Annotated in this window: 20 protein-coding genes; 10 read left to right on the top strand and 10 right to left on the bottom strand. The window is 74.1% G+C overall.

Annotated elements, in window-relative coordinates; genetic code table 11:
* Nucleotides 1-142 precede the first annotated feature (142 nt).
* Nucleotides 143-793 (top strand): TetR/AcrR family transcriptional regulator, encoded by a 651-nt coding sequence (locus ABZ497_RS10815; RefSeq protein WP_359804333.1) that lies wholly within the window; start codon nucleotides 143-145, stop codon nucleotides 791-793.
* Nucleotides 794-799: 6 nt separating this feature from the next.
* Here ABZ497_RS10815 and ABZ497_RS10810 read toward each other — a convergent pair whose 3' ends face one another.
* Nucleotides 800-2,185 carry a sulfite oxidase gene (locus ABZ497_RS10810; protein ID WP_359804332.1) on the bottom strand — a complete coding sequence of 462 codons (1,386 nt, stop codon included), beginning with the start codon at nucleotides 2,183-2,185 and terminating at the stop codon, nucleotides 800-802.
* 392 nt (nucleotides 2,186-2,577) lie between these two features.
* Between ABZ497_RS10810 and ABZ497_RS10805 the strand changes: the two genes are divergently transcribed.
* From ABZ497_RS10805 to ABZ497_RS10790, 4 genes are all read left to right on the top strand, one after another.
* On the top strand, nucleotides 2,578-3,369 hold the full coding sequence (locus ABZ497_RS10805) for an alpha/beta fold hydrolase (RefSeq protein WP_359804331.1): 792 nt from the start codon (nucleotides 2,578-2,580) through the stop codon (nucleotides 3,367-3,369).
* Between the two features lie 60 nt (nucleotides 3,370-3,429).
* Entirely contained in the window at nucleotides 3,430-3,816 is a 387-nt protein-coding gene (locus tag ABZ497_RS10800; protein WP_329490632.1) for a MerR family transcriptional regulator, read from the top strand.
* Between the two features lie 163 nt (nucleotides 3,817-3,979).
* A complete protein-coding gene (locus ABZ497_RS10795) occupies nucleotides 3,980-5,617 on the top strand; it encodes a BCCT family transporter (RefSeq protein WP_359804330.1) in 1,638 nt (545 codons plus the stop codon).
* A gap of 130 nt (nucleotides 5,618-5,747) precedes the next feature.
* The gene (locus ABZ497_RS10790) at nucleotides 5,748-5,927 is read left to right on the top strand and encodes a hypothetical protein (protein ID WP_359804329.1); all 180 of its coding nucleotides are present in this window, start codon (nucleotides 5,748-5,750) and stop codon (nucleotides 5,925-5,927) included.
* Between the two features lie 120 nt (nucleotides 5,928-6,047).
* Here the strand turns inward: ABZ497_RS10790 and ABZ497_RS10785 are convergent, their stop codons facing one another.
* Nucleotides 6,048-7,739, bottom strand: coding sequence for a DUF2398 family protein (locus ABZ497_RS10785; RefSeq protein WP_359804328.1), 1,692 nt, complete (start codon nucleotides 7,737-7,739; stop codon nucleotides 6,048-6,050).
* A gap of 225 nt (nucleotides 7,740-7,964) precedes the next feature.
* Between ABZ497_RS10785 and ABZ497_RS10780 the strand changes: the two genes are divergently transcribed.
* Nucleotides 7,965-8,729 (top strand): lysoplasmalogenase, encoded by a 765-nt coding sequence (locus tag ABZ497_RS10780; protein WP_359804327.1) that lies wholly within the window; start codon nucleotides 7,965-7,967, stop codon nucleotides 8,727-8,729.
* Nucleotides 8,730-8,809: 80 nt separating this feature from the next.
* On the opposite strand, the gene ABZ497_RS10775 is transcribed toward ABZ497_RS10780, so the two are convergent.
* The 7 genes from ABZ497_RS10775 to ABZ497_RS10745 all read right to left on the bottom strand — a co-directional run bounded on the left by ABZ497_RS10775 (nucleotide 8,810) and on the right by ABZ497_RS10745 (nucleotide 16,410).
* On the bottom strand, nucleotides 8,810-9,424 hold the full coding sequence (locus ABZ497_RS10775; protein WP_359804326.1) for a hypothetical protein: 615 nt from the start codon (nucleotides 9,422-9,424) through the stop codon (nucleotides 8,810-8,812).
* A 170-nt stretch (nucleotides 9,425-9,594) separates the two neighbouring features.
* The gene (locus tag ABZ497_RS10770) at nucleotides 9,595-10,398 is read right to left on the bottom strand and encodes an exodeoxyribonuclease III (RefSeq protein WP_359804325.1); all 804 of its coding nucleotides are present in this window, start codon (nucleotides 10,396-10,398) and stop codon (nucleotides 9,595-9,597) included.
* 131 nt (nucleotides 10,399-10,529) lie between these two features.
* The gene (gene ggt, locus ABZ497_RS10765; protein WP_352295148.1) at nucleotides 10,530-12,317 is read right to left on the bottom strand and encodes a gamma-glutamyltransferase; all 1,788 of its coding nucleotides are present in this window, start codon (nucleotides 12,315-12,317) and stop codon (nucleotides 10,530-10,532) included.
* A 94-nt stretch (nucleotides 12,318-12,411) separates the two neighbouring features.
* Entirely contained in the window at nucleotides 12,412-13,473 is a 1,062-nt protein-coding gene (locus ABZ497_RS10760; RefSeq protein WP_359804341.1) for an ROK family glucokinase, read from the bottom strand.
* 41 nt (nucleotides 13,474-13,514) lie between these two features.
* A complete protein-coding gene (locus ABZ497_RS10755) occupies nucleotides 13,515-14,366 on the bottom strand; it encodes an ATP-binding cassette domain-containing protein (protein WP_359804324.1) in 852 nt (283 codons plus the stop codon).
* Nucleotides 14,363-15,394 carry an ABC transporter permease gene (locus tag ABZ497_RS10750; RefSeq protein ID WP_359804323.1) on the bottom strand — a complete coding sequence of 344 codons (1,032 nt, stop codon included), beginning with the start codon at nucleotides 15,392-15,394 and terminating at the stop codon, nucleotides 14,363-14,365. Before ABZ497_RS10750 ends, ABZ497_RS10755 begins: the two co-directional genes overlap by 4 nt.
* Nucleotides 15,391-16,410 carry a substrate-binding domain-containing protein gene (locus ABZ497_RS10745; RefSeq protein ID WP_329490622.1) on the bottom strand — a complete coding sequence of 340 codons (1,020 nt, stop codon included), beginning with the start codon at nucleotides 16,408-16,410 and terminating at the stop codon, nucleotides 15,391-15,393. The genes ABZ497_RS10750 and ABZ497_RS10745 overlap by 4 nt, the downstream gene beginning before the upstream one ends.
* 356 nt (nucleotides 16,411-16,766) lie before the next feature.
* Here ABZ497_RS10745 and ABZ497_RS10740 point away from each other — a divergent pair, with 356 nt between their 5' ends.
* Nucleotides 16,767-17,858 carry an alpha/beta hydrolase-fold protein gene (locus tag ABZ497_RS10740; RefSeq protein ID WP_329490621.1) on the top strand — a complete coding sequence of 364 codons (1,092 nt, stop codon included), beginning with the start codon at nucleotides 16,767-16,769 and terminating at the stop codon, nucleotides 17,856-17,858.
* A 62-nt stretch (nucleotides 17,859-17,920) separates the two neighbouring features.
* Here ABZ497_RS10740 and ABZ497_RS10735 read toward each other — a convergent pair whose 3' ends face one another.
* Nucleotides 17,921-19,513: a helix-turn-helix domain-containing protein gene (locus ABZ497_RS10735; protein WP_352295142.1), complete on the bottom strand. Its 1,593-nt coding sequence runs from the start codon at nucleotides 19,511-19,513 to the stop codon at nucleotides 17,921-17,923.
* 423 nt (nucleotides 19,514-19,936) lie between these two features.
* On the opposite strand from ABZ497_RS10735, the gene ABZ497_RS10730 reads away from it, so the two are divergent.
* From ABZ497_RS10730 to pucD, 3 genes are read left to right on the top strand one after another with little or no spacing between them, the layout of a single operon-like run.
* A complete protein-coding gene (locus tag ABZ497_RS10730) occupies nucleotides 19,937-20,824 on the top strand; it encodes an FAD binding domain-containing protein (RefSeq protein WP_329490618.1) in 888 nt (295 codons plus the stop codon).
* The gene (locus ABZ497_RS10725; RefSeq protein WP_359804322.1) at nucleotides 20,821-21,306 is read left to right on the top strand and encodes a (2Fe-2S)-binding protein; all 486 of its coding nucleotides are present in this window, start codon (nucleotides 20,821-20,823) and stop codon (nucleotides 21,304-21,306) included. Before ABZ497_RS10730 ends, ABZ497_RS10725 begins: the two co-directional genes overlap by 4 nt.
* Nucleotides 21,303-23,675, top strand: coding sequence for a xanthine dehydrogenase subunit D (gene pucD, locus ABZ497_RS10720; RefSeq protein WP_359804321.1), 2,373 nt, complete (start codon nucleotides 21,303-21,305; stop codon nucleotides 23,673-23,675). Before ABZ497_RS10725 ends, pucD begins: the two co-directional genes overlap by 4 nt.
* The last annotated feature ends 3 nt before the right edge of the window (nucleotides 23,676-23,678 follow it).

Raw genomic sequence — 23,678 nt, 5'->3', positions numbered from 1 at the left:
GCGCTCGGGGACGTCGGAGCCGCCGGCCCCGCCCCGGGCCGGGAAGGCCGCGAGGCGCCGTCCACCGGTGGACGGCGGACGAACGCGGGGCGACCGGTCGGCGTCATACTCCTGAGCGGTTCCGAGCCGTATCATGGTGCGGGTGACCAAGGTTGACCTGTCACCACGACCGGTGGAGGCGATGTCTCCACGTCAGCTCGAACGCCGCGAGTCCCTGATCGCGGCCGCGCTCGCCCTGGTGAACGAGATCGGTGTCGAGCGGCTGCAGATGAAACAGGTCTGCGAGCGGTCCGGAGTCGCCCTCGGGACGGCGTACCGCTACTTCTCCTCCAAGGACCACCTGCTGGCCGCGGCCATCGCCGAATGGCACCGGCTGCTGCTGGCCGACCTGGTGGCGGAGCTGCGCGGACCGCGGGCCGGGCTGGGGGCCACCGACCGGGTGGTGCGCTTCGTGCGCGGAGGCATGCGCGCCTACCAGCGCCAGCCCGAACTGGCCCGGCTCCGGGTGGCCGTCGCCGCCTCCACCGACCCCTTCGCCAGCGAGGCGCTGCAGGGCATGGCCCGGGCCGACAGCACCGCGCTCCAGGCGGTGATGGCCGAGGTGCCGGCCGCCGCGAGCGACCTGGTGCGGCACATCGTCGGCCATGCCTGGCAGGGCGAGCTGACCGCCTGGGTGACCGGCCGCACCACGCTCGGCGACGCCCGGCGGCGGCTGGAGGACGTGGTGCGGCTGGTGCTGACCCCGTACGAGACGCCGTACGAGGCGCCGTACGAGGCCAGCCCCACCGGCTGAGCTGCGTCAGGCGACCGTCACCGGGTGGACCACCACCGCGTCGAACAGGTAGCCCTCGCGGTTGAACACGGACGTCGCGGGCTGGGTGTTGCCGCGGCGGTCGGTCGCGCGCGCCCGCAGCTCGTACGGGCCGGGCCGGTCCGGGCGCCAGTCGAGGCTCCAGCGCGTCCAGTTGTCGGCGCGCGGCTCGTCCCGCAGCTCGGCGCGGTGCCAGCGCCGGCCGCCGTCGGTGCTCACCTCGACCCGGCGGACCGGCGCCGCGCCCGACCACGAGCGTCCGTACAGGCGGTGCTCGCGGCCCGCCGCCAGCACCGCGTCACGGGCGAGTTCGAAGGCGCTCTTCACCACCTGGGTGGTGACCGGCGCACTTCCGCCGGCCGGGTAGTCAGGACCGAACATCCGGTAGAAGTCGGTGTTCCAGGGCGAGTACAGCGGCTGGTCGGCGACCTCGATCGAGCCGACCCACTTGATCGAGGCGATCCCGATCCAGCCCGGCACCACCAGCCGCAGGGGCGCGCCGTGGTCGGGCGTCAGCGGTTCGCCGTTCATCTCGTAGGCGAGCAGCACGTCGTCCAGCGCCTTCGCGACCGGCAGCGGGCGGCGCACCCGGCCGAAGTCGACGCCACCGCTCACGTACGCGGGGTCGAGGCCGCTGGGCAGCACGTCCACCGCGTCCCGGGTCAGCCCGGCCCGGTGCAGCACCTCGGACAGCCGCACGCCGCGCCACTGGGCGGAGCCGACCCCGCCGAGCGTCCAGGGGGTGCCGGGCACGGGCTGGTTCTGCTGGGTGGCGTAGAAGCTGCGGCCGTTGCCGGCGCACTCGATCAGGGCGCTGATCCTGGTCGAGGGAAGGGCGCGCAGGTCCGCCAGGCCGAACTCGACCGGCCGCCCGGCGTCCGGGCCGCCGCGCAGGCCGCTGCCGAAGAGCCGCAGCCGCCAGCTGTCGGCGTCGATGACCGGGGTACTGGTGTGGTTGCGGACGAAGAAGCGCTCCACCGGGACGTGCCGGCCGATCGCGCCCTCCGCGTCGCGCAGCGCGTCCCAGCGCATCTCGGCGTTGGTCCCGCGCGGGAGGAACCACTCGGCGGGCAGCGGCTTCACGATGCCGGGCACGGGGGACACCGTACCCGCGAGGGCCGTGGGCGGCTCGGCAAGCGCTCCCGGCGCGGCGGTCGCGGTCCGCGCCCGGGCGCGGTCCGGGACGACCAGCCCGCCGGCGGCGGGTGCGGCGAGCACCCCGGCGGCGGTGAGCATCCGCAGCAGGGTCCGGCGCTCGACGCCGTCGGCGCGGGCCTCGCCGGCCGACCACTGCCGGCGGCGGAGCCGGTCGTAGGCGGCCTCGCCGGGGATCGGGCTCGCGGGGGTGGTCCGAAGGGGGTTCGCGGTGGGCACGGGCACACTTCCGTTCGGTTGCGGCGGACGGTCGGGCGGGCCGCGCGGCCGGGCGGGCGGGGACGGGGGCGCCGACGGCGCGGGTCCGCTCCGGCCCGGCGCGGGGCGCGCGGGCGGGGCTCAGCGACAGCGGTCGGTGCGTCTGGCGCGGCGGGCGACGGCCCGGCGGGCAGCGGCGCTCCGGACCGGGGCGGCGGTCCGCCCGGTCGGTCTCGCGGCGCTCGGGCCTCCGGTCACGCCCGGATCATACGATCGCGAACCGTGTCGCGTCCGCCGATCCCGCCGATCGACGCCGCGCGGACGGTTCGGCCCGCACCGGTCTTGACCTTCACACCGGTGTGAACTCCTAGCGTGCCGGTCACCGAGCCATCCAGGTGAACAGGAGCCCCGCCATGACCGAGCCGTCCCCCGCCACCCCGCCCGCGCTGGCCCGGATCGTCCGGGGCTCCGGCCCGGGCCTGCTGCTCGCGCACGGCGCCGGCGGCAGCGCCCGGGACAACTGGGGGCCGCTGCTGGACGACCTCGCCGCCCTCCGCACCGTCGTCGCACCCGACTTCCCCGGCTCCGGCGACACCCCGTTCGAGCCGGCCGGGCCCTCGCTCGACGAGCTGGCGGACCGGCTGGTCGCCACCGCCGTCGAGGAGGGCCTGGAGAGCTTCGACCTGGCCGGGTACTCGCTCGGGGCCGCCGTCGCCGTCCGCGCCGCCACCCGGCACCCGGCCCGGGTCCGCTCGCTGCTGCTGCTCGCCGGGGTGGCCGGCGGCGACCACCGGCTCCGGCTCACCGCCGAGCTGGCGGCCGGCCTGGCCGACCACCCGGAGCTGCTGGCCCGTTTCGTGCTCGCGGTCGCCTTCGGCGAGACCTGGGTCGACGCGCTCACCGCCGAGCAGCTCGCGGACCTGCGCGCCGTGCTTCTCGCCCCCGTCCCGGCGGGCTACCGCCAGCAGTTCGGCCTGGCCGGCCGGGTGGACGTGCGCGGCGACCTGGCCCGGGTCACCGTGCCGACGCTGGTGATCAGCACCACCGAGGACATGCTGGTCGCGCCGAGCCAGCACCGCGCCCTGGCCGAGGGCATCCCGGGCGCCCGGCTGGTCGAACTCGCCAGTGGCCACCTCCCGGTGGTCGAGCGCCTGCCCGAACTGCGCGCGCTGCTGCTGGACTTCGTGACCGGTCGGCCGGCGTAGCGACGGCCCCGCCGCGTCCGGGCCGGGAACAGCCCGGCCCGGACGGGCGTTCGCCCGGTCATGCGCATCGGAGAACTCGCCCGCCTGACCGGGGTGTCCACCCGCCTGCTGCGGTACTACGGGGAGCAGGGGCTGCTCGAACCGGACCGGTCGGCCGCCGGCTACCGCGAGTACCGCGAGGGAGACCAGATCCGGGTGCGGCAGATCCGCGGCCTGCTCGCGGCGGGCCTGTCCACCCGGGTGATCGCCGAGATCCTGCCGTGCGCGAGCGGCCCCGTCCCGGCCCTGGAGGCCTGCCCCGACCTGCTCGCCACCCTCCGCGGCGAGCTGGCCGAACTCGACACCCGGATCGCCGAGCTGACCCGCAGCCGGCAGGCCCTGGCCGGGTACCTGGACACCGCCGCCCCGACCACCGGGCCCTCCGCCCGCGCGTACGCGGCCGCCTGACGACCCGCGGCCCGGTGCGCCGATCCTCGCCCTGACGGCCCGTCCGGTCGCCTCTCCCCGGCGTGCCCTCCCCCCGGCACCCCCGAGGACTGGACATAGTACGACATGTATCTATTTTCCGATCGTGTCGCCGACCGTCCAGTACGCCAGGAGAGGGACCTTCATGAGCAGCCAGCCACCAGGCCCGGACGAACCCGCCGCGACCCTCCCCGTCGACCGGACGGTGTTCGGCGTCAGTGCCGTGCTGGTGCTGGGGGTGGTCGCCTGGGGCGTCTTCGCCGAGGACTCGCTCGGCCGGACGTCCGACACCGCGCTCGGCTGGGTGCTGCACAACTTCGGCTGGCTGTTCGTGGTCGCCGCCGACGTCTTCCTGGTGCTCACCGTCCTGCTCGCGTTCAGCCGCTTCGGCCGGATCCGGCTCGGCCGCGACGACGACGAGCCGGAGTTCTCCACCCTCGCCTGGGTCGCGATGATGTTCAGCGCCGGCATGGGCATCGGCCTCATGTTCTACGGCGTCGGCGAACCGCTCCAGCTCTACGCCGCGCCGCAGCCCGGCTCCGGCCTGGAGCCGCAGAGCCCGGCCGCCGCCCAGCAGGCGCTGGAGTTCTCGCTCTTCCACTGGACCCTGCACCCCTGGGCGATCTACGCGGTCGGCGGCCTGGCGCTCGCCTACACCACCTTCCGCAAGGGCCGGGGCAACCGGATCTCCGCCGCCTTCGTCCCGCTGATCGGCGAACGCGGCGCGAACGGCTGGCCCGGCCGGGCGATCGACCTGCTGGCGGTGTTCGCGACCGTCTTCGGCTCGGCGACCAGCCTCGGCCTGGGCGCCCTCCAGGTGGCGGACGGCCTCGGCTTCATCTCCTCCGTCGAGAACACCGAACGCACCCAGCTGGTCATCATCGGCTCGCTGACCGCCGCCTTCGTCCTCTCCGCCTTCTCCGGCGTGCACAAGGGCGTCAAGTGGCTCTCCACCTCGAACGTCGTGCTGGCCTCGCTGATCATGCTCTTCGTCTTCGTGTTCGGCCCGTCGGTCTTCGTCCTGGACGCGATCCCGTCCACCGTCGGCGGCTACCTCTCCGACCTGGTCGCCATGTCGACCCAGACCGGCGCCTTCACCGACGAGAGCTGGCTCGGCTCCTGGACGATCTTCTACTGGGCCTGGTGGCTCTCCTGGGCGCCGTTCGTCGGCACCTTCATCGCCCGCATCTCGCGCGGCCGGACCATCCGGCAGTTCCTCACCGGCGTGCTGCTGGTCCCCAGTGGGGCGACGGTGGTCTGGTTCTGCGTGATGGGCGGGACGGCGATCCGGCTGAACTCCACCGGCGAGGCCGACCTGGTGGCCACCATCCCCCAGGGCGCCGAGGCCTCGCTGTTCGAGATGCTGCGCTCGCTCCCGCTCGGCTCGGTGACCAGCGTGATCGCGGTCCTGCTGGTGATGACCTTCTTCATCACCAGTGCCGACTCCGCCTCGCTCGTGCTCGGCTCGCTCTCCAGCCGGGGCTCGCTGCACCCGCGCACCTGGCTGGTGGTGGTCTGGGGCGTGCTGATGGGCGGGGTCGCCGCCGCGCTGCTGCTGGCCGGCGGGCTCACCGCGCTGCAGAACGCCACCATCCTGGTCGCGCTGCCGTTCGTGGTGGTGATGCTGCTGCTCTGCGTCGCCCTGGTGAAGGAGCTGCGCGAGGATCCGGCGGCCGGGCCCTCGCGGTTCCACGCCGCGCACGGTCTGCGGGACGCCGTCCGGGTGGCCGTCGGCGAGGCGATGGCCGACGCCCGGCGGGGGCCGCGACCGCCGTCCCGGTGACCGCCCCGGATCTGCCCCGCCCCGGGGCGGGGCGGGGCGGGGCGGATCCGGCACGAACCGACGCTTGGCCCCCATCCGGACTTCACCCGCGCGTACCGCTCGTTCACGCCGCCCTGGAACGCTCCCTGTCATGAACGCCAACCCTCCGGCGACCCTCCAGGATCCGCGCTTCCCGCTCCCGCAGCGCCACCGCCGCTTCCTGGCCTGTACCGCCGTTCTCGCCTCCATCGCCCTCGGCACGCTCGGTGTGGGAGCCACCGTCGAAGCCGCCCAGCACGGCCCGCTCACGGCGGCCACCGCCCGACGATGACCCGCTGATCCCGCCGCCCTCCGCGCCCGACCCCAGGCACCGCCGTCCGGCCCACCGGCCACGGACGCGGTGCTTCTGTCGTTCCCGGCGCGCGACCCGCTCGACGGCGGGCCGGTGCGCTCAGGCCCGCTGCTCCGCCCGGGGGCCTGACGGGACCCCCACCGGGGTCTCCCGGCGGGAGTGCCGGCCCGTCCCCGGGGCCGGCCGCAGATCGGGCGCCGGAGCGAAGCGGGCGGCGGGGGCGCGCAGCAGCCAGCCCGGCGGCCGGGTGCCGCGCGGCGCGGGGGTGATCAGGCCCATCCGGTGCAGCAGGTCGAGGGCGTCGCGGCGCAGCGCGGTGCGGTCGGCGAGGTAGTCGCGCCGCCAGCCGGCCGGCAGCCCGTACTCGTCGGCGATGTCCCCGAGGACGCCGTCTATCAGCGCGTCCGGGATCGGGACGTCCGCGCCGGTGGCCTCGCCGGGGAGCGGCCGGACCTCCTCGACCAGGCGCTCGACCAACAGCAGGGCGGCCTGGGCGAGGGTACCGGCCCCGGGCAGGGCGAGGTCGGTGAGTTCGTCGGCGGGGTCGAGCAGGGCGACCCCCTCGGCCCGCAGTTCGGCCTCCAGGCCGAGGAACTCGGCGAGCGCCGCCGGGCCGGTCCGGCGGTGGAGGTCGAGCCAGTCGCGCTGGTCCGCGGGCAGGTCGGCGGCGAGCACGGCGGGGGTCTCGGCGAGGCGGCGGCGCACGGCGGTGCCAGGCTCGGCCCCGGCGGCGCGGCGGATCAGGTCGGCGGGGTCGTCGGCGAGGGCGGGCGGACCCGCGGGTACGGCGCGGGCCAGCTCCCGGTCGACCGTCAGGACGACGCCGTCCGCGCTCCGGTCGGCGGGTATCTCGCCGAGCACCTGCCAGTCGGCCAGTGCGGCGAGCGCCATCGCGAGGTCGGCGGGCGTGGCGGCCCGACCGGGCACGGCGTCCCGCATCGCCGCCAGCAGGGGACCGAGCGGGAGCCGTTCGGGGGCGTCCACCAGCAGGGACAGCGCGAGGGCGAGCTGGGCGTAGCCGCCGGGGGTGAACGGCGCGCCGGTGCCGGGGTGTTCGAGCCGGCGGGCGGCGCCGGGGCCGAGCCCGGCCTTGTAGAGGCGGGCGTGCCAGGGGCCGACCACCAGGCGGTAGCCGAGCAGGGTGTCGAACTGGCCGGTCAGCCAGTCGCGGTGACGCCGGATCAGCGGGAACCCGTCGGCGTGCGGCCCGGAGGCGGTGACCAGCGGGTGGGCGAGCAGCAGCCGGGCGGCGATCCGACGCTCGGCGGCGGCGGAACGGTCCTGAGCGCCGGCGGCCGAGCGGGTCGGCTCGGGCTTGCGGTGCTTTCCGGGCAGACCCGGCTTGGCTCCTGAGCGGACGACGGGCAGCGCCCCCTCGTCCCGCCGGGCCCGGCGCTGGCGGCGCGCCGGCCGCGGCTCGCGCACCCGCAGCGCGGCGGGGGCGTGCGCGGTGGGACCGTGCCACCAGCTGACGGCGTCACCGGCCGCCGCCTCCGGACCGGTCACCGGCTCGGCCGGGACGCCGAAGTGGCGGGCCGGGTAGAGGCCGAAGGTGGCGACGCAGAGGTCGTCGGCGGTCCCGGGATCGGCCTCGGCGAACCAGTGCGCCAGCCGGAGCAGCCCCGGATCGGGCGAGAGGACAGCCCCTCCGGTCTCCTGCGGAGCGTCAGGACCGGCTTCGCGTACGGCGACGACGGCGACGGTGGTGCCCTGCCCCGCCCCGCCCGTGCGCCCGTCCGACGTGCCGCCGGCCACCCGCGTGGTGCCGGCCGCGTACTCCTGCTGCTCCATGTCGTGGACCAGACTAGACGGTGGGCGCGGCCGCCGGTGGCCCCAACCGGAGCTCGCGGCGAATTGGTCCGCGCGTACCCCGCCGGAGCGGCCCCGGCCGTCGGCGCGCGCCGGCCTACGCCCGGGTAGTACTCGTGGGTAACCCGGCCTTCCCCGGACGGACCCGGTCGCCTAGGGTGCGGACGAACGGGCCGCCCGCCCCCACCCACCGGAGGACACCGCCGCATGAGCATCCGCACGACAACCCGCGCCGTCCTCGGCGGGCGCCTGCGCTCCGCCACCGGGCTGCTCACCGGCTTCGCCGCCACCTCGGCGGCCCACCTGGGCGCGCTGCTCACCGACACGCCCGCCCTGCGGCACGCCACCAAGCCGACGCTGATGCCGCTGCTGGCCGCGCACAGCGTCACGGCCGCCACCGCGGCCGGGCGGGAGGCGCCGAAGCTGCTGGCGCCCGCGCTGCTGCTCAGCGGCGGCGGGGACGTCCTGCTCCAGCTCGGCGACGACACCGCGTTCCTGGCCGGGATGGGCTCCTTCGCGGCGGCGCACGTCTGCTACGTGACGATGTTCGTCCGGCAGGGGGCGCTGACGGACCGGCGGCGTGCGCTGATCGTCACGGCCGCGTACGCGACGGCCTGGGCCGTGATGGTGGGCCGGCTCTGGCCGGACCTCGGCAGCCTCCGGGCGCCGGTGGCCGGGTACAGCCTGCTGCTCGCCTCGACCGCCGTCACCTCGGCCGGGCTGGGGTGGCGCACCGGCCTCGGCGGGGCGCTCTTCCTGCTCTCCGACACCCTGATCGCCACCAAGCTCGCGAAGTGGCGCGAGCTGCCCGGGCACCAGTTCTGGATCATGGCGACGTACCTCCTGGCCCAGTACCTGCTGGCCTCCGGCCTCCTGCGGGCCGCGGAGGCGCCGGAGACCCCGCGGGCTCCCCGGGCGTCCACGGCGGCCGGGGTCACCGGGGGCTCCGCGGCCCGGGCCGCGACGGCCTGAGACGGGCCGGTGCCGCCGGACCGACCGGTCCGGCGGCACCGTGGGGCGGGCCCGAGGGCCCCCGGGTGCGGGGCGCGCCTTCAGGCGGACCCGGCGCCGCCGCGTCGCCGCAACAGCCAGAATCCGCCGATACCACCGACCACCAGCGCCGCGCCGCCCGCCAGCTCGGCGGGGTCGGCCGCGACCGAGCCGCCGAGACCGGTCTGCACGGCGCCGTGCGGAGCGACCTGCTGGCTGCCCGCACCGGACTGGCCGAGCGAGCCGGCCCACTCCCCGGCCGCCTTGCCCCACTCGCCGAGGCTCTGGCCGGGCGAGGAGGAGGCTCCGGAGGACGCGGCGACGGTGGTCACCGTGACGCTGGTCGAGAAGGCGGCGCCGTCGGGGCAGGTGCCGTCGACCTTGCTGTCGCCGCCGGCCTTGCCCGCCAGCCGCGCGGAGCCGGTGTGCCGGCCGTCCGATCCCAGGGTGAGGGTGGCCGGGCCGCCCTCGAAGGCCTGGGAGCTCGCGGTGATGGTCTTGGCGTCGGGCTTGTCGGACTTCTCGCAGGAGACCGTGACCGTCACGGTCTGGCCCGGTGCGGCCTGGGACGGGCTGACCGTGGCGGCGCCGTCCTTGGCCAGCGCGAGGGGGGCCGTCAGGCCGGTCAGCACCGTCGCGCCGATCAGGGCGGCGGCGGCCGTACGCGTGGGGCGCATACCGGAACCTCCGGGATTCTCGGGCGCGGCCGGGGACTCCGAAGTCCACGTGATCGAACAACCACACCCAGTCATTCACCGACGGTAGGCACACACCCGGCGCCCGGCCACCGCTCTGGCCCGTTCGGGCGAGCCGCCGCTACGGGGCGTGACGCCGGGCCCGGCCGGGCTCAGAGGTCCAGGTCGACCACGACCGGGGCGTGGTCCGACGTCCCCTTGCCCTTGCGGGCCTCGCGGTCCACATAGCTGTCCGTGACGGCGTCGGCGAAGGGCTTGTTGGCGTAGGTGAGGTCGATCCGCATGCCCCGGTTCTTCGGGAAGGCCAGCTGGCGGTAGTCCCAGTAGGTGTACGGGCGGTCGTACTTCAGCGGGCGGGGCACTACGTCCTGCAGACCGGCCTCGCCCAGGGCGGCGAGGGCGGCGCGCTCGGCGGGTGTGACGTGCGTCAGGCCCTCGAAGGCCGCCACGTCGAAGACGTCCTCGTCGGTCGGGGCGATGTTGAAGTCCCCGAGGACGGCGAAGGGGCGCTCCCCCGCGGCGTCCTCCAGCGAGGCCAGGCGCAGGGCCTCCAGCCACTCCAGCTTGTAGCGGTAGTGGGCGTGGTCCACCTCGCGGCCGTTGGGCACGTAGACCGACCAGACCCGGACCGGGCCGCAGGTGGCGGCGATGGCCCGCGGCTCGGTGTCGGGCAGCAGGGCGCCGTCGGCGAGGAAGCCGGGCTGGCCGGGGAGGTCTCGCACCACGTCCTCCAGACCGATCCGGGAGACGACGGCCACGCCGTTCCACCGGCCGGTGCCGTACGCGGCGGTCTCGTAACCGAGCTCGCGGACCGGCTCGTAGGGGAAGGCATCGGTGGAGCACTTGAGCTCCTGGAGGCAGAGCACGTCCGGCTTGGCGCTCTCCAGCCATTCCAGCAGCTTGGGCAGCCGCGCGGTGACGGAGTTGATGTTCCAGGTGGCGATGCGGACGGTCACGGCGGGCGGCCTTCCCGGTGGTACGGACGAGGGTGGGCGCCCGGCAGGACGCCCACCCCGAATCTACCGCCCGGCACCGACAGGCCCGCGGGCCCGCGGGCCCGGGGGCCACCGCCGTCAGGCGTCGGGCGTCAGGGCGCGGGGCGCACCACCGCCGCCGCGCCGCCGCCGCGCCGCACCGGCTCGGCGGCCGCCACCCAGCGGCCGTCCGGCAGGCGCTCGACGCCGGTCGCGGCGCCGATCTCGGGCGTGCTGGTGAACACGTGGCCGAGCGCCTCCAGCCGGGCCCGCTCGGGCAGGTCCAGGAAGGCCGGCTCGGCCTGGGTGGCGGCCGTGTTGCGCTGGCTGGCCCGCGGCGCGGCGATCGCCTGCTCCAGGCCGAGGCCCCGGTCCAGGCGTCCGAGCAGGACCTGGAGGGTGGTGGTGATGATGGTCGCGCCGCCGGGCGAGCCGGCCGCCAGCACCGGCTCGCCGTCGCGCAGCACGATGGTCGGCGAGAGCGAGGAGCGCGGGCGCTTGCCCGGCCCGGCGAGGTTCGGGTCCGGCACCCCGGGGGTCAGCGGGGTGAAGTTGAAGTCGGTCAGCTCGTTGTTGAGCAGGAAGCCCCGGCCGGGGACGGTGATGCCGCTGCCGCCGGTCTGCTCCAGGGTGAGGGTGTAGGAGACGACGTTGCCCCAGCGGTCGGCCACGGTCAGGTGACTGGTGCTCAGGCCCTCGTAGGGCTCGGGCTGGGCCGCGCCGGTGTTCGCGCAGTCGGCCGGGTGGCGCGGGTCGCCGGGGGCGAGCGGGCTGGTGAGCGCCCGGTCGGGGCTGATCAGGCAGGCCCGCGAGGCGACGTACCGGGGGGAGAGCAGCTCCTTGGCCGGGACGTCGGAGAAGGCCGGGTCGCCGACCCAGCGGTTGCGGTCGGCGAAGGAGATCCGGGAGGCCTCCAGGAAGTGGTGGTAGTACTGCGTGTCGTCGTACCGGCCGACGTCGCCGTCCTCCAGGATGCCCAGCGCCTCGCCGACGGTGGTGCCGCCGGAGCTGGACGGGGCGATCGAGTAGAGGTCGTAGTCGCGGTAGGCCACGTGGGTGGGCTGCTGGCGGCGCACCTGGTACGCGGCCAGGTCGGCGGCGTCCACCTTGCCGGGGCGGGCGTTGCGCCCGGAGGCCGGGTCCACCGGCGGGTGCTGGATGGTCCGGACGATGTCGGCGCCGAGGTCGCCCCGGTAGAGCGCCGCGGTGCCCTGCTCGCCCAGCTGGCGGTAGGTGGCGGCGAGCTCGGGGTTGCGGAACGTGGAGCCGACCGCGGGGAGCTTGCCGCCGGGCAGGAAGAGCTTCGCGGTGGCGGGGAAGTCCTTGAACCGGTCCTGGTTGAGCGCGGTCTGGTCCTGGAAGGTCTGGTCGACGGTGAAGCCCTGCTCGGCGATCCGCCGGGCCGGCTTCAGCGCGTCGGCGAAGGAGCGCTTGCCCCACTGCCGCACGGCCGTCTCCCAGGTCGCCGGGGAGCCGGGCACGCCGACCGACAGCCCGCTGGTGACGGCGTCCGCGAAGGCCAGCGGCTTGCCGCCCTCCAGGAAGAGCGACGCGTCGGCCGTCCGGGAGGCCGTCTCGCGGCCGTCGATGGTGGACACCCGGCCGCTGTCGTGGTCGTAGTAGACGAAGTACCCGCCGCCGCCGATGCCGGCCGAGTACGGCTCGGTGACACCGAGCGCCGCCGCGACGGCGACGGCGGCGTCCACCGCGTTGCCGCCCTTGCGCAGCACCTCGATGCCGGCCGCCGTGGCGTCGGCGTCCACGCTGGCCACCGCGCCGCCCCAGCCCACCGCCTCGGGCACCTTCGGCGGCGGGGCTGCCGCCCCGGCCGGCCCGGCGGCGGAACAGACCAGGGCGGTGGCAAGCAGGAGCGGCGGGGCGATTCGGGCCAGAGCTCTCATCCGGAGGCCTCCTGAGTAGACGTCAACTCCGTTGTTTCACAGGAGGCATGGCCCGGACAACAGGGCGCCGCGACTACCGGCGGGTAGTCCGGCGCTACAGCACGCTGCGCTCCACCCGGCGCCGCTTGATGGTGCGGAAGCGGCGGGCGACCTGGCGGGCGAGGTCGGCGGCGCCGACCAGGCCCGCCTCGTTGCCCAGGGCCGCGTGCGCGATGGTCGCCTCCGGCCGGAAGCCGCGCCCGGTGAGGGTGCGACGGAAGGCGTCCCGGGCCGGGGCGAGGAGGAGGTCGCCGGCCTCGGAGACGCCGCCGCCGACCACGAAGCGGCCCGGGTCCAGGGCGGCCGCGAGGTTCGCGATGCCGACCCCGAGCCAGGTGCCGACCTCGTAGAGCAGCTCGACGGCGGTCGCGTCACCGGCCCGGGCGGCCTCGGTGACCAGCGGGCCGGTGATGCCCTCGACCGCGCCGCCGGCCCTGGCCAGCAGCAGCTGGACCACCGGCGACTCCTCGGCGACCAGCTCGCGCGCGTCGCGCACCAGGGCGTTCCCGGAGGAGTACTGCTCCCAGCAGCCCCGGTTGCCGCACGGGCAGCGGTGGCCGCCGGGCACCACCTGCATGTGCCCGAACTCCCCCGCCAGCCCGTACTTGCCCCGGTCGACGTAGCCGTCGCGGACCACCGCGCCGCCGATGCCGGTGCCGAGGGTGAGCATCACCATGAGGTCCTCGCCGCGCCCGGCGCCGAACCGCCATTCGGCCCAGGCCGCCGCGTTGGCGTCGTTCTCGACGATCACCGGGAACCGCAGCCGCTCGCTGAGCGCCTGCTGGAGCGGTTCGTTGCGCCAGTTCAGGTGCGGGGCGAAGAGCACCCGGGAGCGCTCGGCGTCCACCCAGCCGGCCGCGCCGATGCCCACCGCGTGGACGTCGTGGCGGTCGGCGAGTTCGAGCACCAGCTCGACGATGACGTCCTCGACGACCCGGGGGCTCTTGCTCTTGTCGGGGGTGTCGGTGCGCAGCTTCTCCAGCACCTTGCCCTCGCCGTCCACCACACCCGCGACCACCTTGGTGCCGCCGATGTCGACGCCGATGGTGGGCAGCCGCAGGAGGCCGGCGGGCAGGGCCCGGCGGCGGCGCTCGGCCCGCGGGCCGAGGCCGAGCAGGCTGGGCAGGACCGGTGGCCGGGAGGCGGCGTTGGGGGTGGTCACGGCTGCGGACGCTCCTCACGGGGATCACGGGAGTCACGGGTGTCACGGGGTTCACGGGGTTCACGGGTGTCGGTGCCCGGCCGGGCCAGCTCGTGCGAGAGCTCCTCCAGGTCGGAGCCGCCGGCCATCTCGGTGGTGAGCTCCTCCAGGCCGATCTCCGCCCGCGGGTGGCTACCGGCCATCCGGCCCCGCTTGAGCAGGGTGAAGTGGTCGCCGACCAGGTAGGCGTGGTGCGGGTTGTGGGTGATGAGCACCACCCCGAGGCCGGCGTCGCGGGCGGCGGTGACGTACTTGAGCACCACCCCCGACTGCTTGACGCCGAGCGCGGCGGTCGGCTCGTCCAGGATCAGCGCCTCGGCGCCGAAGTGGACGGCCCGGGCGATCGCCACGCACTGGCGCTGGCCGCCGGAGAGGGTGCCGATCGGGCGGTCGACGTCGTGCAGGTCGATGCCCATCCGGGCGAGCGCCTCCCGGGTGGTGGCGCGCATCCCGTCGGCGTCCAGGCGCAGTCCGCCCCAGCGCCGCAGGCCCCGTTCGGAGCCGAGGAAGAAGTTCCGCCAGACGGGCATCAGCGGGACGACCGCGAGGTCCTGGTAGACGGTGGCGATGCCGCGGTCCAGCGCCTCGCGCGGGGAGCCGAAGCGGACCTCCTCGCCGCCGACGGTGAAACGGCCCTCGTCGTGCCGGTGCAGCCCGGCGATGATCTTGATCAGGGTGGACTTGCCGGCGCCGTTGTCGCCGAGCACGCAGCTGATCTCGCCGGCCCGCAGGGTGAGCGAGACGTCCTGGAGCGCCCGGACGGAGCCGTAGGTCTTGCCGACGCCTTCGAGGCGGAGCAGCTCGGTCATCGCGGTCCCCGTTCGGCGCGGCGCTTGACGAAGGTGTTCAACAGGGCGGCGAGCAGCAGCATCGCACCCAGGAAGAACTTGAACCAGTCGGGGTTCCACTGGGCGTAGATGATGCCCTTGCTCGCCATGCCGAAGATCAGCGCGCCGAGCGCCGAGCCGACCACCGAGCCGTAACCGCCGGTGATCAGGCAGCCGCCGATGACGGCCGCCACGATGTAGATCAGCTCGTTGCCGACGCCCTCGCCGGACTGCACGGTGTCGAAGGAGAACAGCAGGTGCTGGCCGAGCACCCAGGCGCCGAAGCCGACGCCGAGGTAGAGCACCGTCTTGGTCCGGGCGACGGGCACGCCGACCGCCCGGGCCGCGGCCGCGTCGCCGCCGACCGCGAAGATCCAGTTGCCGAAGCGGGTCCGCAGCAGCACCCAGCTGCCGACCAGCAGCAGGCCGAGCCACCACCAGACGGTGGCCTTGATCGTCAGCCCGCCGACGGTGACCTCGGAGGCGAACAGCCAACGGCAGGCGCCGAAGCCCTCCATGTCGGAGATCGGCTTGGTCGAGACGGTGCCGGAGACCAGCTTGGTGACGCCGAGGTTGGCGCCGGTGAGCATCAGGAAGGTGCCCAGGGTGACGATGAAACTGGGCAGCTTCGTCCGGCTGAGCATCCAGCCGTTGAAGCCGCCGACCGCCAGCGTCACCAGCAGCGAGACCAGCACGCCGACCCAGGTCACCGCGGTGAGCTGGTAGGACACCATCGACGAGGTCAGCGCGGCGGTGGTGACCAGCACGCCGGCCGACAGGTCGAACTCGCCGCCGATCATCAGCAGCGAGACCGGGACGGCCATGATCCCGATGGTGGAGGCCGCGTACAGCACGGTGCCCAGCGAGGAGACCCGCAGGAACGGTTCGGCGACCGCGGCGAAGACCAGGAAGACCGCGGCGGCGGCGATCAGCGCCCCCAGTTCGGGGCGGGCGAGCACCCGCCGCAGCGCCGCCGGGCGGTCCTGGACGAGGAGGTCGGTGGTGCTCAACGCGTCCCCCTCGCGACGTACTCGGCGAGGGCGTCGGCGTCGTCGCGGGTGAGGATCTGCGGCCCGGTCAGCACGGGCTTGCCGCCGCCGAGCATGTCCAGGTTGGAGCGGTAGAGCCAGAGCAGGTCGACGCCCTCGTAGCCCTGGAGGTAGGGCTGCTGGTCGACGGCGAAGCCGACCGAGCCGGACTTGAGGCCGGCCACCACCTGGGTGCCCAGGTCGAAGGTGTCGAGCTCGACGGGGCGGCGGGCGTCCTGGATCGCCTGCAGTCCGGTGGCGGCCATCGGCCCGGAGAGGGTCAGCACGGTGTCGATGGCCGGGTCGGCCTGCAGCTTGGCGGAGACGGCGGCCCGGGCGTCGGGCATGTTGACGCCGTCCACGTAGAGCACCTGGAAGGCCCCGCCGGCCTTGGACTGGGCGCCGGAGCAGCGCTGCTCCTGGCCGACGTTGCCCTGCTCGTGGATCACGCAGAGGACGTTCTTGCGGCCCCGGCCGGCGAGCTCGGTGCCGGCCGCCTGGCCGGCGGTGGACTCGTCCTGGCCGATGTGGGTCAGCGCGCCGAACCGGGCGGAGTACTCCTGGCCGGAGTTCACGGTGATCACCGGGATGCCGGCCGCCTTGGCCTTGCCCAGCACGTCACCGAGCGCGTCGCCCTTGGCGAGGGTGACCAGCAGGCCGTCGACCTTCTGGTCGATGGCGGCCTGGACCAGCTGGACCTGGTTCTGGGTCTGGGCGTCGTTGGAGTACAGGAAGGTGATGTTGTCCTTGGCGGCGGCCTGCTCGGCGCCCTTGCGCACGGTGTCCCAGAAGGCGTCGCCGGCGCCGGCGTGGGTCACCATGGCGATCTTCCAGCGCGGGGTGGTGACGGCACTGCCACCGGCGGCCGCGGCCTGGCTGCGGGCGTGCTCGGCGCGGAGGCCTCCGGTACTGCTGCAGCCGGCCACGGCGGCCAGCACGGCGAGGACGGCGCAGGCGGGCCGGAACCGGCGGAAGGGGCGAAAGCGGGTTGTGCTCATCCCCATAGTCTCGCTGCCCGCCGCGCGCGGCATCGCACCGCCTCGCCCGCCGCCCGGATCCGCCCGGGCGGTATCGTGCCCCCGGTGGCGTTCCTGGGAGTCCGCTGGGTGCAGCGTCCGGGTGCGGGCCGTCAGGGTGGCAGACTGGTGCGGGCCCCAAGAGGGAACAGCGCCGAAACGTGATGTTCCTCTCAGGTTCCTTACAGATTCGGACGGCAACCGATCCCGCGTTCCCGACCGTCTGATGCCATTGGAGCGCGTTCCGGGCGAGTGGGGCCCCGGACGGCTTTGAACCCGGATACGAGAATTTGATGCAACTGACAGGCACGCCATTCCTCATCTGCACGATCGTCCTCGTGCCGATCTCCATCGCGGCGGCCCTGCTGCTCTGGGGAAAGGTGCGCGGGCCGAGGCCGGTGCAGGTCCTTTCCAGGCTTGCCATGATCGTCTTTTGCCAGATCACCGCCGTGACGACGGTCTTCGTCATGGTCAACAACGCCAACCTGATCTACGGCAACTGGGACGACCTGCTGGGCACCGGCAACCACGTCCGGGCCGTGCCCTCCGTCCCCCCGGCCGAGGCGGGCGCCGGCGGGGCCCAGGCCGGCGGCGACGCCGCCAAGCAGCCGCCCAAGGTCCACCAGCAGTTCCGCAGCGTGGACGACCCCAAGGTGCCGAACGACGTCCAGAAGACCGACCTCAAGGGCCAGCTGTCCGGCGTGGACGGCGAGGTGCTGGTCTGGCTGCCGCCGCAGTACCACGACCCGGCGTTCAAGGACAAGAAGTTCCCGGTCGTCGAGCTGATCCCGGGCTTCCCCGGCTCCTCCTCCACCTGGTACGGCACGCTCAAGGTCTCCGAGCAGCTCAAGCCGCTGATGCAGGAGGGCAAGGTGGCGCCGTTCATCCTGGTCTCGCCGCGCACCCTGCTGCTGGGCAACAGCACCGACGCCGGCTGCACCGACGTGCCCGGCAAGGTCAACGCGGACACCTGGCTGACCCGCGACGTCCCCCAGATGGTGCTGGACAACTTCCGTGCCGAGCCGTCGGCCGACCGCTGGGCGGTGGCCGGCTACTCGGCCGGTGCCCACTGCGCCGCCAAGCTCTCGCTGGCCCACCCCAACCGCTACCGGGCCGGCATCAGCCTCTCGGGCTACAACGACCCGGCGGTCGAGAAGTCCTCACTGGTCGGCAAGGACGCCCAGCTGCGCGAGGCGAACAACCCGGTCACCATCGTGAAGACCGCCGCCCAGCCGCCGAAGGTCGCCCTGTACATCAGCGGCAACAAGGGCGACGGCTACGAGGACGGCCAGGCGATCGCGGCCGTCGCGAAGGCGCCGACCACCGTCCAGGTCCAGGAGACCACCGGGCCGCACTCCAGCGACGTCTGGAAGAACATGGTGCCGGGCGTCTTCCAGTGGCTCACCTCGATCATCCCCGTGCAGCCGTAGTCACGCGGAAGGGTCCGCCCCGCACACCGACGGTGTGCGGGGCGGACCCTTTCCGTGCGGGCTCAGGCCAGTTCGAGGGCCAGGTAGAAGTCCACCCGGTCCTCCAGCCGGGAGAGGTCACGGCCGGTCAGCTCCTCGATCCGGCCGATCCGGTAGCGCAGCGTGTTGACGTGCACGTGCAGCTGGGCGGCGCAGCGGGTCCACGAGCCGTCCGAGCGCAGGAACGCCTCCAGGGTGCGGACCAGGTCCGCCTGGTGCTCGATGTCGTAGGCGATCACCTTGTCCAGCAGCCGGCTGCGGAACGCCCGGCGAACCTCGTCGGGCACCGCGGCCAGCAGCAGCACGTGCGAGGCCAGCTCCTCCGGGCCGGCCACGCAGACCCGGCCGACCCGGGCGGCGGCGATCCGGCGGGCGTGCCGGGCCTCCTCCAGCGCGCCGCGCAGGCCGCCCGCCTCGGAGGCGGGGGCCGACACGCCGAGGGTGATCCGGCCCTCCGAGCCGAGGCCCGCCTCCAGCGGGGCGAGCAGCTCCCGCAGGGTGTCGGCGGGCACCGCGCTGTCCAGCGCGGGCAGCACCACCACCGCGCCGGTGCCCGCCCCCGCGACCAGGGCGCGGTCGGTGGTGCCGTTGAGAGCTTCCTCCAGGATCAGCCGCACCGCGCCCTCGGGCAGGCCGGTGCCCTCGGCGCTGAGCACCAGCCAGGAGCCGTCCGGCGACTGCGGCTTGGGCTCGGGGTTCTCGTACCGGGCGGCCATCGCCGAGGAGGCGTACAGGGTGCGGCTGATCTCGCCCGGGTCGGCGTCGCGCTGGAGCAGCGTCAGCACCTCGTCGGCGAGGCGGCGGCGCAGCCGGCGGCCCTCGTCGCGGCGGTGCCGCTCGGCGGCGACCAGCCGGGCCAGGTTCTCGGCGAGCTGCTGGCGCTTGGTGGTCCATTCGGTGACGTCGCCGGCCACCGCGAGCACCCAGTCGGCGAGCGGCGCCTGGACGTCGTCGAGGGCCGGGGCGGGCAGCAGCGAGTAGGAGCCGTTGGCCAGCCGGGCCCGGTGCGGGGGGCGGCGGCGCTGGCGCTGGGCGCCGAGGTGGGCGCGGACCAGCTGGTCGCGGTCCTCGGCGGAGAGCCGGTCGGCCGGGCCGGCGATCACCGCGCCGGTGGGCGTGAGCACCCAGCAGTCGAGGTCGAGGTCGCCGCCGAGGAGGTCGAGGACGGCGTCCAGTCCGCCGCCGCCGGCCGCGGAGACCAGCAGCCGGTGGCGGTCGACCAGGGCGGCCAGGTCGGCGGCGCGGTCGGCGGAGACCTGTCGGCCGATGAACTCGGTGACGGTGCCGAAAGCGATGTCGTCGGGTACCGCCAACAGGGGCATCCGGTGCCGGCGACACGCGTCGACGAGGTCCTCGGGGACGGGGCCGACCTCGGCCTCGCCGGCCGCGAGGGCGACCGCGCCACCGGCCACGATGGTCCGCACGAAGCGTTCGGAGTCGGCCGGCCCGGTGCGCCAGAGCATGCCGGTGAGCACCAGCTCGCCGCCGTGCAGGTAGCGGCCCGGGTCGTGCAGGTCCGTGGTCATCACGCCGCTGACCTGCCGGTCGAGCTCTTCCTCGGCCGCGAGCAGGCGCAGTCTCGGGGCTCCGGGGGCGAGCAGGTCGCGGACACGCATCCGGGACTCCTTACGGGCTTGGGGTGGGGGTGGGGGGCCCGAGCGCGCGGTCCGGGGGTCACAGTGTGCCCGAACATCCGTGCTCGGTGTTACGTCCCAACGGACGCCCGGATCACGGGGTCATAGCTCGGGAATCACGGCCGGATTACGGTCGTAGGCAGCACCCGGAAATCAGCTGGGCTGCGAGATTCTCGTCCTTAGAGGAACGTACAGGATGCCGGGCGGGACCACAGCCGGGGCTTCATGCCATCGGTGACTGCCAGTGGGCCCCGTCACAGAGGTTCACTGGCCACACGCCGCCGGACACACCCCGGTGACCAGGACCCGACGCGGAGGCGACGAAGCGGACAGCGCGGTCCGAACACCGAGTTCCGGGCACTGTGCCCACCCGTCCGGCCGGCAACGACTTGAGGAGACACCCGCATGGAGTTCCTTCGGCCCGCTACCTGGGACGAGGCACTCGCGGCGAAGGCTGAGTACCCGACCGCGCTGCCCATCTCGGGCGGTACGGACGTCATGGTCGAGATGAACTTCGACGTGCACCGGCCATCCGCGATTCTCGACCTGAACCGCATCACCGAGCTCACCGAATGGTCGAACGACGGCGACGTCGTCCGGCTCGGCGCCTCCGTCCCCTACTCCCGGATCATCGACGAGCTGTCCGGTCCGCTGCCCGGCCTCGCGCTGGCGGCCCACACCGTCGGCTCGCCGCAGATCCGCAACCGCGGCGGCGTCGGCGGCAACCTCGGCGGTGCTTCCCCGGCCGGCGACGCGCACCCCGCGCTGCTGGCCGCCGGCCGCGACGTGTTCGTCGAGGCGGACTCCGTGCGCGGCACCCGGATGATCCCGATCGACGAGTTCTACGTCGGCGTCAAGCGCAACAGCCTGGCGGCCGACGAGCTGATCAGGGCCGTGCACATCCCCGTCGCGGACGGCCCGCAGCAGTTCTCCAAGATCGGCACCCGCAACGCCATGGTGATCGCGGTCTGCGCCTTCGGCTTCGCGCTGCACCCGAAGAACGGCACCGTCGGCACCGGGATCGGCTCGGCCGCCCCCACGCCGCGCCGCGCCGTCGAGGCCGAGGAGTACCTGCGGGGCGTGCTCGCCGAGCGCGGCCTGTGGGAGTCCGGCGAGCTGCTGGGCGCCGAGGTGATCCAGCGGTTCGGCGAGCTGGTGAAGGCCGCCGCCTCGCCCATCGACGACGTCCGCGGCACCGCCGACTACCGGCGGCACTCGCTGGCCGTGATGGCGCGCCGCACGCTCACCTGGACGTGGAACGACTACAGCAAGCAGATCAGGAGCGCGGCATGAGGGTCACTTTCACCGCCAACGGCAAGCCGGTCGAGGCCGACGACGTCTGGGAGGGCGAGAGCCTGCTCTACGTGCTGCGCGAGCGGGTCGGCCTCCCGGGCTCGAAGAACGCCTGCGAGCAGGGCGAGTGCGGCTCCTGCACGGTCTACCTGGACGGCGTCCCGGTCTGTTCGTGTCTGGTCGCGGCCGGCCAGGTGCAGGACCGCGAGGTCCGCACCGTCGAGGGCCTGAGCGACGAGCAGGGCGAGCTGGGCCTGGTCCAGCAGGCCTTCATCGACGCCGGTGCCGTCCAGTGCGGCTTCTGCACGCCCGGCCTGCTGGTGCAGACCGACGCGCTGCTGGCGAAGGACGCCCAGCCGAGTGACAACGACATCCGTGAGGCGCTGTCGGGCAACCTCTGCCGCTGCACCGGCTACGAGAAGATCATGGACGCGGTGCGGCTGGCTTCCGCCCGCACGTGCGAGAGGGCGACGTCGGAATGAGTACCCGCACCATCCAGGGTCAGAAGAACCTGCAGAACATCAACCAGGCCAGCAAGGACGGCATCGGCGGCTCGCCGCTGCGCCCGGACGGCAACCTGAAGGTCAAGGGCGAGTTCGCCTACTCGTCCGACCTGTGGCACGAGGACATGCTCTGGGGTATGGCGCTGCGCTCGCCGCACCCCCGGGCGAACATCCTCTCGGTGGACATCGCCGACGCGTTGAAGGTCCCCGGCGTGTACGCCGTCCTCACGCACGAGGACATCCCCGGCACCAAGTACTACGGCCTGGAGATCCAGGACCAGCCGGCCCTGGCGATCGACAAGGTCCGCTACCACGGTGAGGCCATCGCGCTGGTCGCGGCCGACCACCCGGAGACGGCCCGCCGCGCGGTGAAGAAGATCAAGGTCGAGTACGAGGTGCTCACCCCGATCACCACCGAGGAGCAGTGCCTCGACCCGGAGACCCACGGCTACGTGCACGAGCCGCACGAGTTCAAGTCGCACGGCTACGGCAACATCTGCCACGAGCAGAAGCTGGTCTCCGGCCTCGGCGTGACCGACGAGGTGCGGGCCCTGGCGGACGTCATCGTCAAGGGCAGCTACGAGGTCGGCATGCAGGACCAGGCCTTCCTCGGCCCGGAGTCCGGCCTGGCCGTGCCGGCCGAGGACGGCGGCATCGACCTCTACATCGCCACCCAGTGGCTGCACGTGGACCGCCAGCAGATGGCCCCCGTGCTGGCCCTGCCGGAGGAGAAGGTCCGCCTCACGCTGGCCGGTGTCGGCGGCGCCTTCGGCGGCCGCGAGGACATCTCGATGCAGATCCACGCCTGCCTGCTCGCCCAGCACACCGGCAAGCCGGTCAAGATCGTCTACGCCCGTGACGAGTCCTTCTACGGCCACGTGCACCGCCACCCGGCGAGGATGACCTACGAGCACGGCGCCACCCGGGACGGCAAGCTGGTCTTCGCCGACTGCCGGATCGTGCTGGACGGCGGCGCGTACGCCTCCGCCTCGCCGGCCGTGGTCGGCAACGCGGCCTCACTCGGCCACGGCCCGTACGTGATCCCGAACGTCAAGATGCACGCCATCGCGCTGTACAGCAACAACCCGTCCTGCGGGGCGATGCGCGGCTTCGGCGCGGTCCAGGCCGCGTTCGGCTACGAGACCCAGATGGACCGGCTCGCCGCCGAGCTGGGCATGGACCCGGTCGAGCTGCGCCAGCTGAACGCGATGTCGGAGGGCGACTTCATGCCCACCGGCCAGCAGATCGACTCGCCCGCCCCCGTCGCCGAACTCCTGCGCCGGGTCAAGGACATGCCGCTCCCGCCGCCGCTGGACACCGAACAGCTGGACGTCCGCCAGCTGCCCGGCGCGCTCTCCAACACCTCGCACGGCGAGGGCATCGTGCGCGGCGTCGGCTACTCGGTCGGCATCAAGAACGTCGGCTTCTCCGAGGGCTTCGACGACTACTCCACCGCCCGGGTGCGCCTGGAGGTGATCGGCGGCGAGCCGGTCGCCATGGTGCACACCGCGATGGCCGAGGTCGGCCAGGGCGGCGTCACCGTGCACGCCCAGATCGCGCGCACCGAGCTGGGCGTCGAGCAGGTCACCATCCACCCGGCCAACACCGAGGTCGGCTCGGCCGGTTCGACCTCGGCCTCCCGGCAGACCTACATGACGGGCGGTGCGGTGAAGCTCGCCGCCGAGGCCGTCAAGCAGGCGCTGATCGAGAAGGGCCGCCGGCGCTACGGCTGGACCCAGCACGACCTGACGCTGGCCGGCGGCAAGGTGGTCTCGCCGTCGACGGGCGCCCTGGTCTCCATGGTCGACCTGCTCGGCGACGAGGCGATCGACCTCACCCGCGAGCACCACCACCGCCCGACCGTCCCGTTCGACAAGGAGACCGGGCAGGGCTTCGGCCACGTCCAGTACACCTTCTGCGCCAACCGCGCCGTGGTCGACGTGGACGTCGAGCTGGGCCTGGTCAAGGTGGTCGAGCTGACCGCCGTCCAGGACGTCGGCAAGGCGCTCAACCCGCTCTCGGTGGTGGGCCAGATCCAGGGCGGCTGCACCCAGGCGCTCGGCCTGGCCGTGATGGAGGAGATCATCGTCAAGGACGGGAAGGTCCGCAACGCGTCCTTCACCGACTACCTGATCCCCACCATCCTGGACACCCCGCCGATCCCGGTGGAGATCCTCGAACTCCCCGACCCGCACGCCCCGTACGGGCTGCGCGGGGTGGGCGAGGCCCCGACCGTCTCCGCGACGCCGTCGATCGTGGCCGCCATCCGCAACGCCACCGGTCTGGCGCTCAACCGGATCCCCGTCCGGCCCGAGCACCTGACCACCGAGGCCCCCGGACCGACGTAGCCA

This window comes from Kitasatospora sp. NPDC005751 (genome assembly GCF_040630835.1).
GTDB lineage: Bacteria > Actinomycetota > Actinomycetes > Streptomycetales > Streptomycetaceae > Kitasatospora.
This window is presented reverse-complemented; position numbering and strand designations above follow the sequence as displayed.